The sequence below is a fragment of the Mongoliitalea lutea genome, from assembly GCF_014652135.1.
Taxonomy (GTDB): Bacteria; Bacteroidota; Bacteroidia; order Cytophagales; family Cyclobacteriaceae; genus Mongoliitalea; species Mongoliitalea lutea.
Genome location: NZ_BMYF01000009.1, coordinates 36050 through 54395 on the forward strand (window position 1 = coordinate 36050; position 18346 = coordinate 54395).

The 18346-nt window shown below is 41.9% G+C and carries 13 protein-coding genes; 7 read left to right on the plus strand and 6 right to left on the minus strand.

What is annotated here, in order from left to right; all coding sequences use genetic code 11:
- Positions 1 to 1570 precede the first annotated feature (1570 nt).
- On the plus strand, positions 1571 to 2980 hold the full coding sequence (locus IE080_RS08625) for a Gfo/Idh/MocA family protein (RefSeq protein WP_189580753.1): 1410 nt from the start codon (positions 1571 to 1573) through the stop codon (positions 2978 to 2980).
- Between the two features lie 946 nt (positions 2981 to 3926).
- Here the strand turns inward: IE080_RS08625 and IE080_RS08630 are convergent.
- A complete protein-coding gene (locus tag IE080_RS08630; RefSeq protein WP_189580756.1) occupies positions 3927 to 4127 on the minus strand; it encodes a hypothetical protein in 201 nt (66 codons plus the stop codon).
- 942 nt (positions 4128 to 5069) lie between these two features.
- On the opposite strand from IE080_RS08630, the gene IE080_RS08635 reads away from it, so the two are divergent.
- From IE080_RS08635 to IE080_RS08645, 3 genes are all read left to right on the plus strand, one after another.
- Positions 5070 to 5570, plus strand: a complete 501-nt coding sequence (locus IE080_RS08635; protein WP_189580758.1) for a hypothetical protein — start codon at positions 5070 to 5072, stop codon at positions 5568 to 5570.
- Positions 5571 to 5632: 62 nt separating this feature from the next.
- Positions 5633 to 6740, plus strand: a protein-coding gene (gene prfB / locus IE080_RS08640) for a peptide chain release factor 2 (RefSeq protein ID WP_189580760.1) whose coding sequence is annotated in 2 segments (ribosomal slippage) — positions 5633 to 5692 and positions 5694 to 6740 — 1107 coding nt in all. Because the reading frame shifts where the segments join, the coding sequence is not laid out codon by codon here.
- Between the two features lie 94 nt (positions 6741 to 6834).
- Positions 6835 to 8007, plus strand: a complete 1173-nt coding sequence (locus IE080_RS08645; protein WP_189580761.1) for an MFS transporter — start codon at positions 6835 to 6837, stop codon at positions 8005 to 8007.
- A gap of 67 nt (positions 8008 to 8074) precedes the next feature.
- On the opposite strand, the gene IE080_RS08650 is transcribed toward IE080_RS08645, so the two are convergent.
- The 5 genes from IE080_RS08650 to IE080_RS08670 all read right to left on the minus strand — a co-directional run bounded on the left by IE080_RS08650 (position 8075) and on the right by IE080_RS08670 (position 13446).
- Positions 8075 to 9430 carry a M24 family metallopeptidase gene (locus IE080_RS08650; RefSeq protein ID WP_189580763.1) on the minus strand — a complete coding sequence of 452 codons (1356 nt, stop codon included), beginning with the start codon at positions 9428 to 9430 and terminating at the stop codon, positions 8075 to 8077.
- Between the two features lie 157 nt (positions 9431 to 9587).
- Positions 9588 to 10949: an MATE family efflux transporter gene (locus IE080_RS08655; RefSeq protein WP_189580765.1), complete on the minus strand. Its 1362-nt coding sequence runs from the start codon at positions 10947 to 10949 to the stop codon at positions 9588 to 9590.
- 17 nt (positions 10950 to 10966) lie between these two features.
- A complete protein-coding gene (locus IE080_RS08660) occupies positions 10967 to 11506 on the minus strand; it encodes an NUDIX domain-containing protein (protein ID WP_189580766.1) in 540 nt (179 codons plus the stop codon).
- A 53-nt stretch (positions 11507 to 11559) separates the two neighbouring features.
- A complete protein-coding gene (locus IE080_RS08665) occupies positions 11560 to 12042 on the minus strand; it encodes an Lrp/AsnC family transcriptional regulator (RefSeq protein ID WP_189580768.1) in 483 nt (160 codons plus the stop codon).
- A 210-nt stretch (positions 12043 to 12252) separates the two neighbouring features.
- A complete protein-coding gene (locus tag IE080_RS08670; RefSeq protein ID WP_189580771.1) occupies positions 12253 to 13446 on the minus strand; it encodes a tetratricopeptide repeat protein in 1194 nt (397 codons plus the stop codon).
- A gap of 82 nt (positions 13447 to 13528) precedes the next feature.
- On the opposite strand from IE080_RS08670, the gene IE080_RS08675 reads away from it, so the two are divergent.
- The 3 genes from IE080_RS08675 (at position 13529) to IE080_RS08685 (ending at position 18278) form a co-directional block, all read left to right on the plus strand.
- Positions 13529 to 14170 carry a sulfate ABC transporter permease gene (locus IE080_RS08675; RefSeq protein WP_189580774.1) on the plus strand — a complete coding sequence of 214 codons (642 nt, stop codon included), beginning with the start codon at positions 13529 to 13531 and terminating at the stop codon, positions 14168 to 14170.
- A gap of 84 nt (positions 14171 to 14254) precedes the next feature.
- Positions 14255 to 16126 (plus strand): CocE/NonD family hydrolase, encoded by a 1872-nt coding sequence (locus IE080_RS08680; protein ID WP_229800561.1) that lies wholly within the window; start codon positions 14255 to 14257, stop codon positions 16124 to 16126.
- A gap of 124 nt (positions 16127 to 16250) precedes the next feature.
- Positions 16251 to 18278, plus strand: a complete 2028-nt coding sequence (locus tag IE080_RS08685) for a M3 family metallopeptidase (protein WP_189580779.1) — start codon at positions 16251 to 16253, stop codon at positions 18276 to 18278.
- The last annotated feature ends 68 nt before the right edge of the window (positions 18279 to 18346 follow it).

An 18346-nucleotide genomic window follows, 5' to 3' on the forward strand; every position in this document is an offset into this window, starting at 1 on the left:
GGGCTCTCACGGAATACACAAAAAGCGCAGAAAAATATCCAGAGAAATGTCCCATATTTTCAGAATAATTAAAGGAATATAGCGTCTATTTTGACGGCAAGTTAATGAAAAGGCAGATAGAAGAATAGGAATAAAAGTAGGTATGGAGCAGTCATGGAAAATTGAATGTCCAATGATGAACGTCGAATGAATAATAATGAAGTTTTGGCTATCCCTGTATACTGACGAGGCTGGTAATAAAAGTGAAAGGCTGGATTGCTGCCTCCCCTTTCTTTGCCTATAACCCTCCTAATTCGACTCCTACCGGAGTCGGGAATGGTGAATGGGGCATCTTCTTTTCACCCCGAGTTGCCACTCGGGGCTAATACCCTGCGGGATTAAACTCCTATCGGAGTTGGGGCTGCATACCCGCTTCTCGAAATTTGCAATTTCGGGAAACAGATAAATGGAGATTTGCAACCTTCTTAGGTAGGCCGTCTTATCAAGCCAAATAACTCCTAAGTTTTAGAAAGATTGGCCTAGAAAATTACAAACCCTCAATTATCTACCAACCAAGATTACAAATCTCGGACAGCGTTCAAACAAAAACACCCTCTCAACATCCAATTCGACCCAATTCTGGGTCGGCCGGTAACTCTGGTAATTGCTTTTTGCTATAAACATGTGACCTCTTCGAGGTCGTAATTGACAATCATATTTCGATGAGCTACCCAAAAAAATTACATCAAACCCAACAAATCAATCATCCCCAATCCCGGAGCTTGCGACCAAATTTTATAAATCCATCCATCCATTAATGTCAGCTACCAAGGAAATCTTCTAAATCATCCCTCCGTAAAATCTGTGCCATCTGTGGACAAAAANAACAGGGCTAACGCCCCTTTTCAATCCAAATCAATTATTTCAATTTTATTTCTAAATTATTTCGCGACAGCATATTTCAACCTTATTTCATTTCCCTGCTCCCAAAATTTCACACCAAACCCAATCAATCCTTCCCTATCCCGGAGCCTGAAACCAAATTTCATAAATCTATCCATCCTTCAATGTCAGCTACTAAGGAAATCTTCGAAATCATCCCTCCGTAAAATCTGTGCCATCTGTGGACAAGAAAATATTCTGCAATTTCTATCCAAATACTCCTCCGTTTAAGATATCAGGGCTGACGCCCCTCTCCTTGGACTAACGTAGATTAATACTACGAAGCTAACAGGACTAACGCCCCTTTTCAATCCAAACCAATTATTTTAATTTTATTTCGCGAAGCATTATTTCTACTTATTTCCACCTTATTTCATTTCACTACACCCAAGAGTATATCCATCCTATATCGCACCGCTAATATCAATCAATATCTATCCCAAATTATTTCGCGTCAGCTTTATTTCTACTTATTTCCACCTTATTTCTACCTTATTTCATTTCATTACTCCAAAAAAATATCTTCCAAGATCGCAACGCTAATATCAATCAATATCATCAAGTAAATATCCTACACTATCTCCGAGCCCCTCACTTGCTTATTCTTTAAGAATCTCACATCTTCGTAAAAATCATCAACCCAAATACCATGAGTCAGCACAGAAGAGACTTTTTGAAAATCGCAGGATTAGGATTGGCGGGAGCTAGCATCCCCCTACTTTCCAATGGAGAAACATCCCAAAGTGTTCACAAACTGAGTTCCAAGCAACACATACAGGCCTTCAATATGTGTGGATATGCCGCACCGAAAATTCCTGTGGTGAAAGTTGGAGTCATTGGTTTGGGGATGCGTGGTCCTGGAGCAGTGGATCGACTGAGCAAAATTGAAGGGGTGCAAATCACCGCACTTTGCGACTTGATTCCCGAGCGTGTGGACAAAGTCAAAGCCTCTCTCCAAGGAACAGCCCACTCTCCTACTTCCTACAGCGGTTCGGTCTATGCTTGGAAAAAAATGATCGATCAGGAACAATTGGACTTGGTATATATCGCCACCCCTTGGGACTGGCATGCGCCTATGGCCGTTTATGCCATGGAAAATGGTAAACACACGGCCATAGAAGTTCCTGCGGCCAAAACGCTGGAAGAATGCTGGCAATTGGTGGAAGTTTCCGAGAAAACCAAAATGCATTGCATGATGCTGGAAAACTGCTGCTATGATTTCTTCGAATTGATGACCCTGTCCATGAAGAGAGCAGGATTTTTTGGGGAAATCGTCCATACCGAAGGAGCCTATATCCATGATCTTTTATGGCTGAATTTCATGAAGGAAGAAGATGGAGGTTATCAGGACATGTGGCGATTGAAGGAAAACTACCGGGATGGCAACCTGTATGCTACCCATGGACTGGGGCCTATCGCCCAAATCATGGACATCAACCGTGGGGATCAGATGGATTACCTAACCTCGCTTTCTTCCGCAGATTTCCACATGGCAGCCAAAGCCCGAGAATTGGCCGAGCAGGATAACTTCTTCGGTTCTTTCGCAGAAAAACGCTACGGAGGAAATATGAATACGACGATAGTCAAAACTAAAAAAGGACGTTCCATCCTCATTCAACACGATGTCACTTCTCCTCGTCCTTACTCTAGATTGCATACGATTAGCGGCACAGAGGGATATGCTCAGAAGTACCCAAATCCGAAAGTTGCCAAAGGTCATTCCTGGATGAAGGAAGAAGAAATGAAAGCCTTGGAAGCCCAGTACACCCCGGAAATTGTCAAAAAAGTAGGTGAACTAGCCAAACAGATTGGAGGGCATGGGGGCATGGATTTTATGATGGATTGGCGATTGATTGATTGCTTGCGCAATGGCTTGCCATTGGACCAAGATGTGTACGATGCTGCCCTATGGTCTGCGATATCTCCTCTCAGTGAATGGTCGGTCGCCAACCGTTCCAACTCCATTGACATCCCTGACTTTACAGGAGGTGCCTGGAAAACCAATAAACCCGTAGATATCACGCTCAACGGAGGTGGCAATACGAAGGTGATTGTTTAAATGGTGAACTTTGGGGAATGAAGGATGAAAGATGAAGGATGAAGGATGAAGGGTGAAGGATGAAGGATGAAAGAGTGAGCTGTGCAGTGTTAAAATTATCGATTTTGGGTTTTAACCCATGATTAAGAGTAGTAGTTTGGAATGAAATTCAAGTAATTTCTTAAGGAATACACCAATCAATAGCCGTGGATTTTAATCCCCGGCTTTGGAGATGCAGTGAACAGTGCAAAATTCTGTAAGATGAAAAACTCCGACAGGAGTCAACTACCGAAGGTTATTAGCCCCGAGTCACAACGCGGGGTTTATGTGAATAGATTTATTTTGATGGCCCCAACTCCGGCAGGAGTTGGATTATTGGGGATGATATTTTTTCAGACACAGATTTTAAGGGATTTGCACAGATAGACACGGATATGGGAGGTGCACCGTTGTTTTTAGGCAATAGGTCTTTTAACTACCATTACTCCCTCCTAATTCGACTCCTACCGGAGTCGGGAATGGTGGATGGGACATCCTCTTTTCACCCCGAGTTGCTCCTCGGGGCTAATAACCTGAGGGATTGAACTCCTATCGGAGTTAGGTTTGCTTCTGGATATCCTGCTTCTCGAAATTTGCAAATTCGGAAAACAGATAAATGGAGATTTGCAATCTCCTTGGGTATACTGTCTTATCAGGCCAAATAATTCCTAAGTTTTGAAGAACGATCACCCTAGAGGATTACAAATCTAGGACAGCAAATGTTGGTTCTATTTGATCAAAATCGATCACTGGCATAATGCTACAATTACAAAAAAATCAATTGGCGACAGCCAAAAAAACTGTAAAAACCCTTAAATCAATAAGACCCTTTTTAGTCATGGAAATCCTTGAGCCATCCAACGAAATTTCACATAAATTTTTCCGTGATTTCAGTGATTTTTGCGAGTACTCCCCTTCCTTCGTGTAATTAGTGCCATTCGTGGACAGCCTCCCCAAATAGTACTGCCCCTACAGGGCAGTTGAGAGGTGATCTACTAATCCATGGATTGGAAAACCGATGGATACTATTCTGCTGACCCTCACGGGTCAGGGCTACAATATCGATTTCAGTGTTTTCTCTGTATTCTGCGCTTTTTGCGAGAGCCCCAATTTGCAGCAGCAAATCCATCTGTGTCAATCTGTGAAGATCAAATTATCAATCTGTGTCTATTAATCATCTGGCTGAACAAGACCTCAGCGCTATGCGCCTCTTATTCCCCGAAATACATCAATTACTACGAAGACCGCAGGGCTAACGCCCCTATTGAGTCCAAACCAATTATTTCAATTTTATTTCCACCTTATTTCATTTCCCTACTCCCAAAATTTTACACCAAACCCAATCAATCCTTCCCAATCCCGGAGCTTGCGACCAAATTTTATAAATCTATCCATCCAAGAATATCCGCTACATAAACACCCTCCAAAACACTACCTCCGTGAAATCTGTGTCATCTGTGGACAAAAAAACATCCTCCAATCACTATCCAAATACCCCTCCGATTAAGATCTCAGGGCTAACGCCCCTCTGCCTCGACTTGTATACTTCAGAACTACGAAGACCGCAGGGCTAACGCCCCTTTTGAGTCCAAACCAATTATTTCAATTTTATTTCCACCTTATTTCAACCTTATTTCATTCAACTGCTCCAAAAATTTCGCACCAAACCCAACCAATCCTTCCCAATCCCGGAGCCTGCGACCAAATTTTATAAATCTATCCATCCGTTCATGTTAGCTTCCAAAAAAAATCAAAGCCCCCCCTCCGTGAAATCTGAGCCATCTGTGGACAAGAAAACATCCTCCAATCGCTATTCAAAAACCCTCCGTTTAAGATATCAGGGCTCACGCCCCTCTCCTAGGCCAACCTAAACCAATACTACGAAGATCGCAGGGCTACGCCTTTTTTTCGTCTGGAATAATTGTTTCAATTTTATTTCCACCTTATTTCACGAAGTATATTTCAACCTTATTTCGCGAAGCATATTTCAACTTTATTTCAATCAACTCTCTCGTCTCTATCCATTGGCACACTAACAAATCCTCGTATCTTTAGGTCAGAATTACTGACCATGAAGCGTATCCTTTTATTTTGTTTACTTTTCCTGACTTTGCATGCAGCAAGTGCTCAAAAATTCATCTTACTTCAAAAGGGTGATAACCAAAAGACCCGCCTAAAATTTGAAGTGGGGGAAGAATTTGTCTACAAAACAGATCAATACGACTTTTTTATCACAGAAGTGATCAGGGAAATCACTCATGAAGCCATTATCCTAACAGACAATGTGGTGCAACCAAATCAAATCGTTGCAGTGGATATCCGCAACAAAGATCCTCGCAATTATACCATCAACAACCTCTCCTACCTGGGAATAGGAGGAGGTGCTATGCTTTTACTGGCAACGAGCATCAATAGCCTCTATCAGGAAGGAGATCTTTCAAATGCCGGAAACTCTCTTGGGCTTTCACTCGGATTGGTGGGAGCGGGTTTGCTGATTAGGCAGTTTAAGTATAAAACATTCAAGCACCGAGGGCGCAACAAAATACAATTGGTGATTCTCTACGAAGAATAAACTTGGATTAGGTTAAGCGCATAATATTTCCGAATTTTGCACCTCAATTAATCAAATCAGTTATGACATCAGACCAGTTGAAAGACTTGAAAGCCCGCGTTTCGGCTTTGAGGAGGTATCTTTGACTACGATCGTAAGAAAGCAGAAATAGAAGATTTAGAGGCGGTTTCCTCGCAGCCGGACTTCTGGAACAATCCGGAGGATGCTGAAAAAACCATGAAACAAATCCAGATCAGAAAAGGCTGGACCACATCCTTTGAAGCCTTGGATACCAGTCTACAGGACTTGGAGGTATTGTATGATTTTTACTCCATGGACGAAGTTCCGGAAGAGGAGATCAAGGCTGAATACAAAAAAGTACTTGTAGCGGTAGAAGAACTCGAACTCAAGAAAATGTTGAGCAACGAGGAAGACCAGCTTTCTGCCATGTTGGAAATCAACCCGGGGGCGGGAGGTACAGAAAGTAACGATTGGGCCTCTATCCTTATGCGTATGTATATCATGTGGGGAGAGAAAAATGGCTACAAAGTTACCGAAGTGGACCTACAAGAAGGGGAAGTTGCCGGCATTAAATCTGTAACCCTTCAGTTTGATGGCCCCTTAGCTTATGGCTTCTTGAAGTCCGAAACAGGTGTTCACAGATTGGTACGTGTTTCTCCATTTGACTCTAACGGAAGAAGACATACATCCTTTGCATCTGTCTATGTGTATCCTGTAGTAGATGATTCCATTGAGATTGATATCAATCCATCTGATGTGGAATTGCATACATCACGCTCAGGTGGTGCCGGTGGACAGAACGTAAACAAGGTAGAGACAAAAGTACAGTTGACACATAAACCTACCGGTATCGTGGTGGTCTGTCAGATTGAGCGTTCTCAGTTAGCCAACCGTGAACGTGCCATGCAAATGTTGAAATCCAGACTCTATCAGTTGGAGATGGAAAAAAGAAATGCAGCGCGTGCAAAAATAGAATCGTCCAAGCTGCGAATCGACTTTGGCTCTCAAATCCGTAACTACGTCTTGCATCCTTACAAGCTGGTCAAAGATGCCCGTACAGGATATGAAACATCCGATACCCAACATGTGTTAGATGGCGGATTGAGCGAATTCATCAAAGCTTACTTGCTTGCCCAAAGTGAGGAAGAAACGGCAAATGAGTCCAACTAATACGTATGTATAATCCTATGGCAAGGCTGACTGAAGATTTTGAAAATCATCCATTTTCTGAATCGGAAAGACAGCCTTGTTACATTCTCCTCCTATGAAATTTATCCCTTCTTTTTTTACGCTCAATTTCCTGTTGCTTTGCCTCAGCTCATTTTTATTTTTTGCGAGCTTCAATATGATTATTCCTGAACTCCCAGCGTATATCACTTCCCTAGGAGGAGAGGACTACAAGGGTTTGATTATTTCCCTATTTACCTTAACAGCTGGACTATCCCGACCTTTTTCAGGAAAGTTAGCTGACAAAATCGGGAGGATTCCTGTGATGATTTTTGGATTGGTCGTCTGTTTTATCGTAAGTTTATTATACCCGATCATTACAAGCGTAGCTGGCTTTCTTTTGCTGAGATTTGTCCATGGATTTTCTACAGGTTTTACTCCCACGGGAGTTTCCGCATACGTAGCAGACATCGTTCCTTTCAACAAAAGAGGGGAAGCCATGGGCATACAATCCTTGTTCGGTTCCTTGGGAATGGCTGCAGGTCCTGCCTTGGGAGGTTATATTGGGAGTGCTTATGGAATCAATCCTCTTTTTTACACTGCTTCCTTTACAGCGGTCTTATCCATGTTGGTGGTATTGAGACTGAAAGAAACCGTGGAAGAGAAAGAGCCTTTCCAATTCAATTTGATTAAGCTCAAAAGAGATGAAATCATTGAAAAAAGGGTGCTATTTCCCTCTTTGATACTCTTCTTGACGGTGATGTCTTTTGGAACTGTACTGACCATTATCCCTGATTATTCCGAACACTTAGGGATCCAAAATAAGGGATTGTTCTTTGCTGTTTTTACGATTGCCTCTTTGGGGATTCGAATAATAGCGGGCAAAACCTCTGACAAATACGGAAGGGTTCCTGTAATGAAAGTAGCTTCGTTCTCTATGGTAGTGGCAATGGTCATTATTGCTTTTGCTAGTTCCAAAGCGATACTATTATTGGGAGGAGTGATTTTTGGGGCTTCAGTAGGCATGAATTCCCCTACAATCTCAGCTTGGACCATCGATTTATCCTTGGACAATTATCGAGGAAGAGCATTGGCCACTATGTATATAGCCTTAGAAGCTGGAATTGGAATTGGGGCAGTGGTTTCAGGATTTTTATTCAATAATAAAGTAGAAAATTTCCCCATCGTTTTCCTTATCAGTGCGGCTGCTGCTTTTGTTGCATTTCTTTTGCTCATAGGTTATAAAGAAAAAAAGCACCCTAATCTTTAGAATGCCTTTTAAGTGACTACATATTAGAAAGTATTTTTCTTGAAAAAAGTTAAGATTGATTAATAAATCAATGATTTCTCAAGTGATTACTTTTTCTAGGAATAGGCATAATTTCTTTCTGTCTACCATTGAGGTAAATCACCTTTTCCCCATCGAAGAACGCCCCTTCTTCCAACATGACACGGTATTCTTTATTCCATTCTTTCAAGAAAACCACCGCATTGAGCTCAATAGCGTAAACAGTGTTTGGGTACAAAGGATAATCTCCCGCTCCCGGTGTATCACCTTGATTGTCCCACATTCCGATAGTAGGTCCGGATGCATGCCCATGGTAACCAAGCGGGTGAGAATAAATACTTCCTTTGATTCCCTCTTTATCCATTTGCTTGCGTGTTTCACGAAGGATCTCATTTCCTGTTCTGCCTGTTTTGAAATTGGAAGTCAAAATATCCTGTAAGCGATTGCCTACTTTCAAGGCATCTTTAAGGTATTGAGGCACCTCATCCTCTCCCGGTTTCAAGACATAGGCCAATTGCTGTGTATCTGTATTTAATCGTAAATAGGTAATACCAAAATCAATATGCAGCATATCACCAGGCATGATGACTTCGGCATCAGGCTTCACCGCAAAATTACGCATATGCTCCTGGGAGGAAGGGTCTGCTCGCTGAATATCCACGGTTGGATGAAACCAGGTATCCAATTTCAATTCCTTAATCCGGTCACGGTACCACCACTGTACATCTTCTGTCGTAGTCACACCTGGGGTAATCACATGCTCTGATAATCCTTCCGCAATAATCTGATTGGCAATGGCCTGAATATGTCTATAGGTGGCCATCTCTGAGGGGGTACGGGTTTCTAACCAACCCACCGCCAGATTCTGTGCAGAAACGACCCTAGATTTCAATTGCTCTGGTAAATACTGCATCAAAGAATTGTACTCTGTCAAATTGATCCCATCCGCATGCCCATAATCCTTGGCCATATTGATGCCGATTTTCTCAGGATTTCGTTCAGCGATCAGATCAACCAAGCGCTGATACTGATCTGCCTGTGTATCTGGATCCCAAGCTTTTTTAAATGACTTCCCCACATCGTATCGGGCTACAGCTAAGGCCTCCACCTGATCAGACCCTTTGGGCTTGTACATCAACAGCATGGTTCTTCTTCGAGCAGCATGCCAGGTAGCAGGTAAAAAGGTACGGATCACAGGATCTTCATTATACTCTCGGGAGATGATGACCCACATATCAATTCCCGCTCGATCCATCACAGCCGGCAACACCGTCTGAATGCGTTCTTCCAGCCATTGGTCAATGACCGCTGCCTGTTCCCGCTGACTCAATACATGCAGCTGCTGTGCTATTGATACAGACTGCCAACACATAGCAGCCAAAAAGAATACGATTAGTTTTTTCATGTAAATACGATTAGCTTATAAGAACGGCAAAGCTTTCCATCACTCAAAAAAGCTTGATTGAATCTGCTTTCTTTACGATTGAATGGCCACCATTCTTGGGTTGATGATTTTCCTTTGAAAATATAGATTTTTGTTCAATTAAAAAATCAGCTTTCCATCAATTAGCTTGCAGCACTTTCCCTTTGAGCAACTTGGCACTGAGGGCATGGAATCTATATAGCAACATTATGCCCGTCACAGTCAATCCTATCAGCAAGCCATACCAAATCCCCAACTCATTCAAGCCAGCATAGAAGGCTAATACATAGCCAACCGGCAATCCTATCACCCAATAGGCAATCAGGGTTACAATCGTAGGAACTTTCACATCTGCCATCCCTCGCAAAGCACCCAAACCCACTACCTGAATACCATCCGATAATTGGAAAAAAGCAGCTACGATCAATAAACTGGCGCTCAATTGAATGACGGCGGCATCATCTATATACAAGGAAGGCAGGAAGTTTTTTCCTATAATAAAAATTACTGCAGATATACTCATAAACATGGCCACCATGGCAAAAACTGTAAAACCAGCTTCCCTAAGGGATTTAATATCCTTTTTACCTAACTGATTACCTACTTTCACCATAGCCGCAGCAGATAATCCTGAAGCCATCATGTAACTGATAGACGCTAGATTAATAGCAATCTGATGGGCGGCGAGCGCATTGACTCCTATCCATCCCATCATGATAGCTGCCGTACTAAAAGCCCCTACCTCGAAAATAAACTGAAATCCAGTTGGCACCCCTATTTTCAACATTTTGGAAAGCATGGGGAAACTAAGATTTTTAATGCGGAAGGATAAATTGAAGTTTTGATAGCGCTTGGATTTCATGACGTAGTAAGCCATTACAAGTCCCATCAGTACACGAGAAATCAAGGTTGCGATCCCTGCTCCATTCAGTCCCATGGCCGGGAAACCCAAATTCCCAAAAATCAGTACCCAGTTGAGAAAGACATTGATCCCATTGCAGACAATGGTAATGTACATAGCCTGCTTGGTCTGGGATAAGCCCTCTGCAAACTGCTTGAAGGTCTGAAAAAACATAAAGGGAATCAGCGATAGCGTAATTATCGCCAAGTAAGGAATAGCCAACTCCACCACCTCTTCTGGTTGATTCATGTATTTCAGCATAGGAGATGCCAGTACAATCAACAAAAACAGCATCAACCCCACACCCATGTTTAGCAAAAAACCATGATTGAATAAGCGTGCCATCCGCTTGGAACACTTGCTTCCATCTGCCATCGCCACCAGAGGCGTAATGGCCATGGACACCCCAATGCCAAACATTAGCACTACAAAAAATATACTATTGGCTAAGGATGCTGCCGCCAAAGGCACTGCACCCAGCCTTCCCACCATCATACTATCAGCCACCCCAACCAATACCTGTCCTAATTGACTAAGCATGACAGGATACGCTAAGGTGAAGGTACTCTGAAAATGGTTTTTAAAATTTCCGCCAAACATACGCTTTCAATGAAAGCTCAAATATCCAAAAGTTTACCGACTTTAAGCAGGCCGGCAATGGAAATTGCATCGGTAATTTTACCATCCATAACCAATTGTATGGCTTCCCTCAAAGGTAACTTCCACACTTCTAGCTGTTCGGTTTCATCAAAATCAGTAGCACCAAGCGTAAGATCTTCCGCCAAAAACACAAAACCTTCTTCATCCGTTACGGAATTAGAAGTATGAATCCGCATAATTTCTGTCCAGCGAGCAGCCATCAATCCAGTTTCCTCTTTCAGTTCCCTTTTGGCATTTTCCAAAATATCTTCTTCTAATAAACCACCACCCATAGGGATTTCCCAGCTATATTCATCCAAGGTATATCGATACTGACCTACCAACCAAGTATGGAGATCTTGGTCAACGGGAATGATTCCAATGGCTTTATTCAAAAAAGAAACTTTGCCATAAATACCTGGCTTGCCAGACGGGTTGATTACCTGATGTTCGGAAACATCAATCCAAGCATTTTTGTAAATGGGGCGTTTGGAAAGTGTAGTCCAAGGGTTTTTCATAGGAACAAAAAAGGGTGGAACTAGCCACCCTTCAATTGATTTGAATATTAGAATTACATTGGAATTGGCAATACTTTGGAATCCTTGAACGTAGATAGGATAACCATAGACTGCATAGAATCCACTTCTTTGATTTCAGAAACTTTCTCCAACATCAATTTCTGATAGGCGGTGATATCTTTAGCGATGATTTTCAAAATAAAATCACCTGTGCCTGTGATATGGTGACACTCAATTACTTCTGGGATTTCATTGATTTCCTTCATGAAAGCATCGATGTTTCCTTTGTTGTGACCGATCAAAGAAACTAATACGAATGTACTTACGCCAAGTCCAATTTTCTCAGGGTCAAGTGTAGCATGATAACTTTTGATGATTCCAGATTGCTCTAGTTTCTTCACACGCTCCAACGTTGGGGCTGGGGAAAGACCAATGTCTTTTGATAATTGGGCGTTGGTTATTTTGGCATTAGCCTGAAGTATTTCAAGGATAGCCCTATCAATTTTGTCAAATTTCACTCGAACACTGTTATCCATAATTTCAGATTTTTCAAAATTTTATGTTGTGCAAAGTTAATATAATTTTAATTTATTTTAAAACGTAGGAACATAAAAAACGCCGTACCTAACGAAATATTCTTAGTCAATTCATCTGATTCATGAAAGAATTTTGAATGTAACCACTCAATGAACGGTATTTATCAAATAATCTCCTGAATTCATCCTACCCTATACGTAAACTTTGAATCAAAGTTTATTCTTTTTGATATATTCTCGCGCTTCTTTATGTGCAGGGTGTTTGCGCTTGGCGTATTTCTTGACTTTATTAAAATATTCTTTCGCTTTAGCCTTATTTTTGGCCTCATTTTCCATCTTCCCCAAAGCAATCAGGGCATATAAGTAGTAGCCACTTTCCTGACTCTCCGACTCCTCTCCATAGGACAAGGTTTTTAGGTAATATTTCTTGGCATTCGGTTTATCATTGACACGGTCATAAAACTGTGCAATATAAAAAGCCGCATACCGACCACTATTTGATTCATACCCCGTCCATTTATCATCAATCCTTTTCAATATCTCCAAAGACTGATCTTTAGCTTCTGTAATCCTTCCCACTGTGTACAGATGTCGGGCATAGGAGCGATGGAAGTATGGATTATTCGGAAATTTCTCGTGCAAATAATCCGTGATCGCCAAGGCTTTGTAAGGTTGCTTTTCCTCAGATCCATACAGTCTAAATAAGAAATACTGTGCCTCCACCCGCGCATAGAAGGCATTTTGAGCCACATCTTCCAATTGCTTTAATCCCAATTCTTTGTTCCCTTTAGGAAATAAAGCAACCACAGGCTTTAGGATAGGGTAATTTTCAGGTATCCAAACAGAGAAATAATTAAAAAGAGCATCCCCCAAGAGTAACTCAGGATTTAACTCCTCCTCCCCTTTACTCATATTTAGATATTTCAAAGCATTCTTTCCTGCAAAGGTTGCCTTAGTCCAGCTTTTCCGCTCCGAAAGTAATCTGCCCTGAAACCCGTAAGCTCCTGCCAAAAAGAAAGCCGCTTCCTTATTATCAGGGTCTTCATCCAACATTTTTTTAGCTTTATCAATAACCGTATCCATCTGTTTCAGGAATCGGTTATCAAAAGATTTATTCTCTATATCGGGAGCGATTTTCCACCAAGTCGCCAAACCTTGTAAAAAATACGGAAGCGGGTGATTCGGGTATTGGTATTGCATGACAGCAAAGCCTCTTTCCGCTTTTTCGAACTCATAATTATAAAGAGCATTTACATTCTCCGTAATCCGGAATTGCAAACCCTTATCCAGCAGTAAATAGGTAGATTCTGGCTCACCCACGTCATCCAATGGCGCATTTTGGGCTGACACCAAGCCGAGAAAGCCTATAAAAAGAATCGTTAGCAAAATCCTGCTGTACTGCATACTTATTTTAAATTTGACGCAAAATTAGTGGGTAATCCAAATTTTAATTTAGTTTTAACAAGATTTAATTTCTCTACACCCAATGAAACCCTCACCAATCCTCCAACGAATAGACGAGCAATTAGATTTCAATCGCAAGCTATTTTTTTTCGTTTTGGCAATTTTTTATGTGGTCATACGCTTCGTGACCAATGATTTGATTTTACAAAACATACCCGGCTATGAATCTTTAGAGCAAGACGGTACCTTAACCTACTTCCATATCTTCAATACCCTGAATTACTTATGGACTCCATTTTCTCTTCTTTGGAAATTTCTACTGACTACCTTCCTCTTGTGGATGGGCTCTTTTGCCTGGGGCTATAAAATATCCTTTGGTAGAATTTGGAGTTTGGTAATGTTAGCAGAAGTGATTTTTGTCATACCGGAAATACTCAAACTGTTTGCTTTGATTCTATTCCCTGAGCATTGGACAATTGCGGAAATGCGGGACCTCTACCCCCTATCCATCTTGAGCCTGATAGATTATGAGCAAGTGCCAAAAGCATACATTTATCCCTTGCAAGCACTAAACCTATTTGAATTGATGTACATCTTCAGCCTGGCAACAGGGATTGCTGCAATTTTGAAAAAAGGTTGGAAGCCAGCATTCCTTATCGTGGGAACAGGCTATGTACTGCTTTTTCTGGGCTGGTTGGTATTTTACATCCTCGCTTACCGCTAATCGCCATAGGAAACGACCGCTCCTAGATTTCATGATGGTAGATATTGAGATAAATAATAGATTCGAGTATCCAAATTGATGCTTATGAAACTATTGAAGTCCCTTTTAATCATTTGCTTTATTGGATTGTCCCAATGGACAGTTCAGGCACAGCAATCCACTTACGTAGAAGAAAATTACACCAAGCAGGAATTTCAAATTCCTATGCGCGATGGGGTTAAGTTGCATACGGTGGTATATAGCCCTAAAGATGCCTCTCAAAAATACCCCATCCTAATGAGTAGAACACCCTACAATTCCGGCCCATACGGAGAAGGAAGTATGAAGAGGAGCTTAGGCCCTTCGGAAAAACTCATGAAAGATGGCTATATTTTTGTCTATCAAGATGTGAGAGGAAGATGGATGTCCGAAGGCACCTATGACAATATGCGCCCAACTCTTCCCGAACGCAAGAAAAACAGCAAGGAGATTGACGAAAGTACCGACACCTTTGATACCATCGAATGGCTCCTTAAAAATCTATCCAATAGTAATAATAAAGTGGGTATGTGGGGCATTTCCTACCCGGGCTTTTACTCTGCCGCAGCCCTTCCATTTGCGCATCCGGCTTTGAAAGCAGTATCTCCACAAGCTCCCATTGCAGATTTCTACTTCGATGATTTCCACCATAATGGAGCTTATTTCTTGAGTTATTGGGTAGCTACCGCAGTATTTGGTTACCAGCATGACGGCCCTACTGACAAGCCATGGTATCAAATGGTCAACACCGGTACAAAAGATGCCTATCAGTTTTTTCTGGATATGGGTTCCTTGAAAAATGCCGACAAATATTATGGGGAAGACAACTTTTTCTGGACTGAGTTGAAAGAAAACCCTGATTACAATGAGTTTTGGCAAAAAAGAAACTTACTTCCTCATCTCAAAGACACCAAGCCCGCTGTCATGACTGTAGGGGGCTGGTTTGATGCTGAAGATCTCTATGGTCCTTTGAATATCTACAAAACCATCGAGAAAAACACACCTAACGCATACAATACGCTAGTCATGGGTCCTTGGTCTCATGGAGATTGGGCGCGGGTCAGTGGTGCACAGAAAGTATCCAATATTTATTTCGGTGATGATATTAATCTTTGGTATCAAAATGAAGTGGAGGCAGTCTTTTTCGACCATTTCCTAAAAGGCTCTGGAGACGGAAAAACAGGCTTACCGGAAGCTTACCTGTTCGATACAGGAACCAAAGAATGGAAAAAGTTTGATACTTGGCCTCCTAAGGAAGCGGTAACCACTCCTTATTTCCCACATGCAAATGGAGTGCTTTCTACGCAAAAACCTACAGGATATGAAGTATCAGAATTTATTTCTGACCCAGCGAAACCTGTTCCCCATAGCCCTGATATCAAATTTAACTTTACTCCGCGCAAATATATGGCCGATGATCAGCGATTTGCTGCCAGAAGACCTGATGTGCTGGTATTTGAAACAGATGTCTTAACCGAAGATATTACTTTAGCTGGTGAGATTTTTGCCAAGCTCCAAGTTTCTACCTCTGAAACGGACGCTGATTGGATTGTCAAGTTAGTGGATGTGTTCCCTCATGACACCCCTGACAATGAATTCGTTCAACAGGGTACTCATTTGAGCAACTACCACATGATGGTACGCTCGGAGGTAATCCGCGGAAGATATCGGGAGAGTTTTCCAGATCCAAAACCATTTACCCCAAACCAGGTAACGGAAGTGCCGCTACAATTACAGGATGTATTGCACACGTTCAAAAAAGGTCATAAAATACAAATTCAAATCCAGAGCACTTGGTTTCCTTTGATCGATAGAAATCCTCAGAAATACGTTGAAAACATTTTCAAAGCGGATGATGCAGATTTTATCAAGGCGGCGCACCGCGTGTATCATCACTCGGATAAGCCAACAGAAATCAGCGTTCAGGTATTGAAATAAACCCAAGCTGCTGAACAAATCGCTACTTTCCTTTTGTTACCTCAGGGAGGCAAGAGGGAAGTAGCTTTTTTGTTGCCCTTTCCCTTCAAAAACTTTATCATTGACCTGAGAAAAAAAGAAGTATATGAACCCATTATTGGAAAAATTTGAGACGCCATTTGAGACGGCCCCTTTTCATCTTGTAAAAAACGAGCATTTTCTACCTGCCATCACGGAGGCCATCCAACAGGCAAAAGCGGAAATCAATGCAATTAAATCCATCAGTTCGCCGGATTTTTCGAATACGATTGAAGCCTTAGACAAGGCAGGTGAGCGTTTGGGTATTATCGCAGGTATATTCTACAACCTCAATTCAGCAGAAACCAATGATGAAATTCAGGCATTGGCTAGAGAAATTTCTCCCTTATTGACGGCCCATAGTAATGACATCTTATTAGATGCTGAGCTTTTTCAGAAGATTGAACCAATCTTTAAAAATAGGGCAAACTTGAACCTTACTCCCGAGCAGTTGACGCTTTTGGAAAAAACCTACAAGGGCTTTGTTCGCAATGGAGCCTTACTCAATGACGCAGAAAAAGAGCAATTGCGGGCAATCGATCAGGAATTATCACAATTGAGCTTAAAGTTTGGGGAAAATGTACTGGCGGAAACCAATAAGTTTGTAATGCTAGTGGATCAGGAAGAAGATTTGTCCGGATTACCCGATGCTATCAAAGAGGCGGCTGCTCAAACGGCAGAAGAAAAAGGGCATGCCGGGAAATGGGCATTTACACTTGCTTTCCCAAGCTATATCCCTTTTATGACCTATGCAGAGAATTGGGAATTACGGAAAAAACTATTCCTCGCCTACAACACCAAAGGCTGTAAAGGGGATGAATTAGACAATAAGGAGCACATCCAACGCATGCTGACACTCAAACATCAGCGTTCCCAGCTACTTGGCTATAAAACGTATGCAGATTTTGTTTTAGAAGAGCGCATGGCCAAATCTGCGGATAATGTGCAGGATTTTCTTCGGAACCTTCTGGATAAATCTAAGCCTAAAGCCATCGAAGAATTGGCAGAACTACAAGCATTTGCAGAAAAACTAGATGGTTTGGGTCAACTTGAAAAATGGGATACAGCCTATTATGGAGAAAAACTCAAAAAGGAAAAGTATGCGGTAGATGATGAGCTCTTACGTCCATATTTCAAGTTAGAAAATGTCATTGATGGCGTGTTCCATACAGCTTCCAGGTTGTTTGACATCCAATTCAAAGAAAACACTGACATTCCTAAATACCATCCGGATGTGATCACGTACGAGGTCCAAGACCTTCAGGGAAATCATGTGGGGGTATTTTATGCCGACTTCTTTCCAAGAGCGGGCAAACGAAACGGGGCTTGGATGACGAGCTATCGCGGACAAAGCAAACTCCATGGCAGCAATAAGCGTCCGCATGTTTCCATTGTCTGCAACTTCACCAAACCAACGAAATCCAAACCTTCCTTGCTTACGTTCAATGAGGTTACCACTTTATTCCATGAATTTGGTCATGCCTTGCACGGAATGTTGGCGGATGGAACCTATGAATCCTTATCCGGCACTTCCGTATTTTGGGACTTTGTAGAGCTTCCTTCCCAGATTTTCGAAAACTGGTGTTATGAGAAAGACTGTTTGGACCTATTTGCCAAGCATTATGAAACAGGAGAAGCTATTCCTCAAGAATTGCTGGAAAAAATCAAAGCTGCTGCCAATTTCCAACAAGGGACTCAAACCTTGAGACAAATTAGCTTTGGCTTATTGGATATGGCCTACCATAGTACAGACCCTGCAAGCATCACCGATGTAGTGGCTTTTGAAAAAGACATCATGAAGGAAACAAGTTTGCTAGCAGCGGTAGAAGGCACTTTGATGAGCACATCCTTTTCACATATTTTCCAAGGTGGTTACGCTGCAGGCTATTATAGCTATAAATGGGCGGAAGTCTTGGATGCAGATGCCTTTGAATTGTTTTTGGAGAAGGGCGTATTCGACAAAGAAACGGCTAGCTCTTTCAAGAAAAATATTTTGTCGGCAGGGGGAAGTGAGCATCCATCCATTCTTTACAGAAGATTCCGAGGCAGAGACCCTAAACCGGAAGCTTTGTTGAAACGATCTGGATTGATTTAATCCAGTAGATCCATTATTCCACCTTCTGAAAGGGATAAAACCAAAAAGAGGATGACTCCTGATGAGCA

Bases quoted from the DNA above. Each gene is read 5' to 3' on its own strand.
- IE080_RS08625 (WP_189580753.1), top strand. From the start codon at position 1,571: ATGAGTCAGCACAGAAGAGACTTTTTGAAAATCGCAGGATTAGGATTG.
- IE080_RS08630 (WP_189580756.1), bottom strand. From the start codon at position 4,127: ATGGATTTGCTGCTGCAAATTGGGGCTCTCGCAAAAAGCGCAGAATAC.
- IE080_RS08635 (WP_189580758.1), top strand. From the start codon at position 5,070: ATGAAGCGTATCCTTTTATTTTGTTTACTTTTCCTGACTTTGCATGCA.
- IE080_RS08645 (WP_189580761.1), top strand. From the start codon at position 6,835: ATGAAATTTATCCCTTCTTTTTTTACGCTCAATTTCCTGTTGCTTTGC.
- IE080_RS08650 (WP_189580763.1), bottom strand. From the start codon at position 9,430: ATGAAAAAACTAATCGTATTCTTTTTGGCTGCTATGTGTTGGCAGTCT.
- IE080_RS08655 (WP_189580765.1), bottom strand. From the start codon at position 10,949: ATGTTTGGCGGAAATTTTAAAAACCATTTTCAGAGTACCTTCACCTTA.
- IE080_RS08660 (WP_189580766.1), bottom strand. From the start codon at position 11,506: ATGAAAAACCCTTGGACTACACTTTCCAAACGCCCCATTTACAAAAAT.
- IE080_RS08665 (WP_189580768.1), bottom strand. From the start codon at position 12,042: ATGGATAACAGTGTTCGAGTGAAATTTGACAAAATTGATAGGGCTATC.
- IE080_RS08670 (WP_189580771.1), bottom strand. From the start codon at position 13,446: ATGCAGTACAGCAGGATTTTGCTAACGATTCTTTTTATAGGCTTTCTC.
- IE080_RS08675 (WP_189580774.1), top strand. From the start codon at position 13,529: ATGAAACCCTCACCAATCCTCCAACGAATAGACGAGCAATTAGATTTC.
- IE080_RS08680 (WP_229800561.1), top strand. From the start codon at position 14,255: ATGAAACTATTGAAGTCCCTTTTAATCATTTGCTTTATTGGATTGTCC.
- IE080_RS08685 (WP_189580779.1), top strand. From the start codon at position 16,251: ATGAACCCATTATTGGAAAAATTTGAGACGCCATTTGAGACGGCCCCT.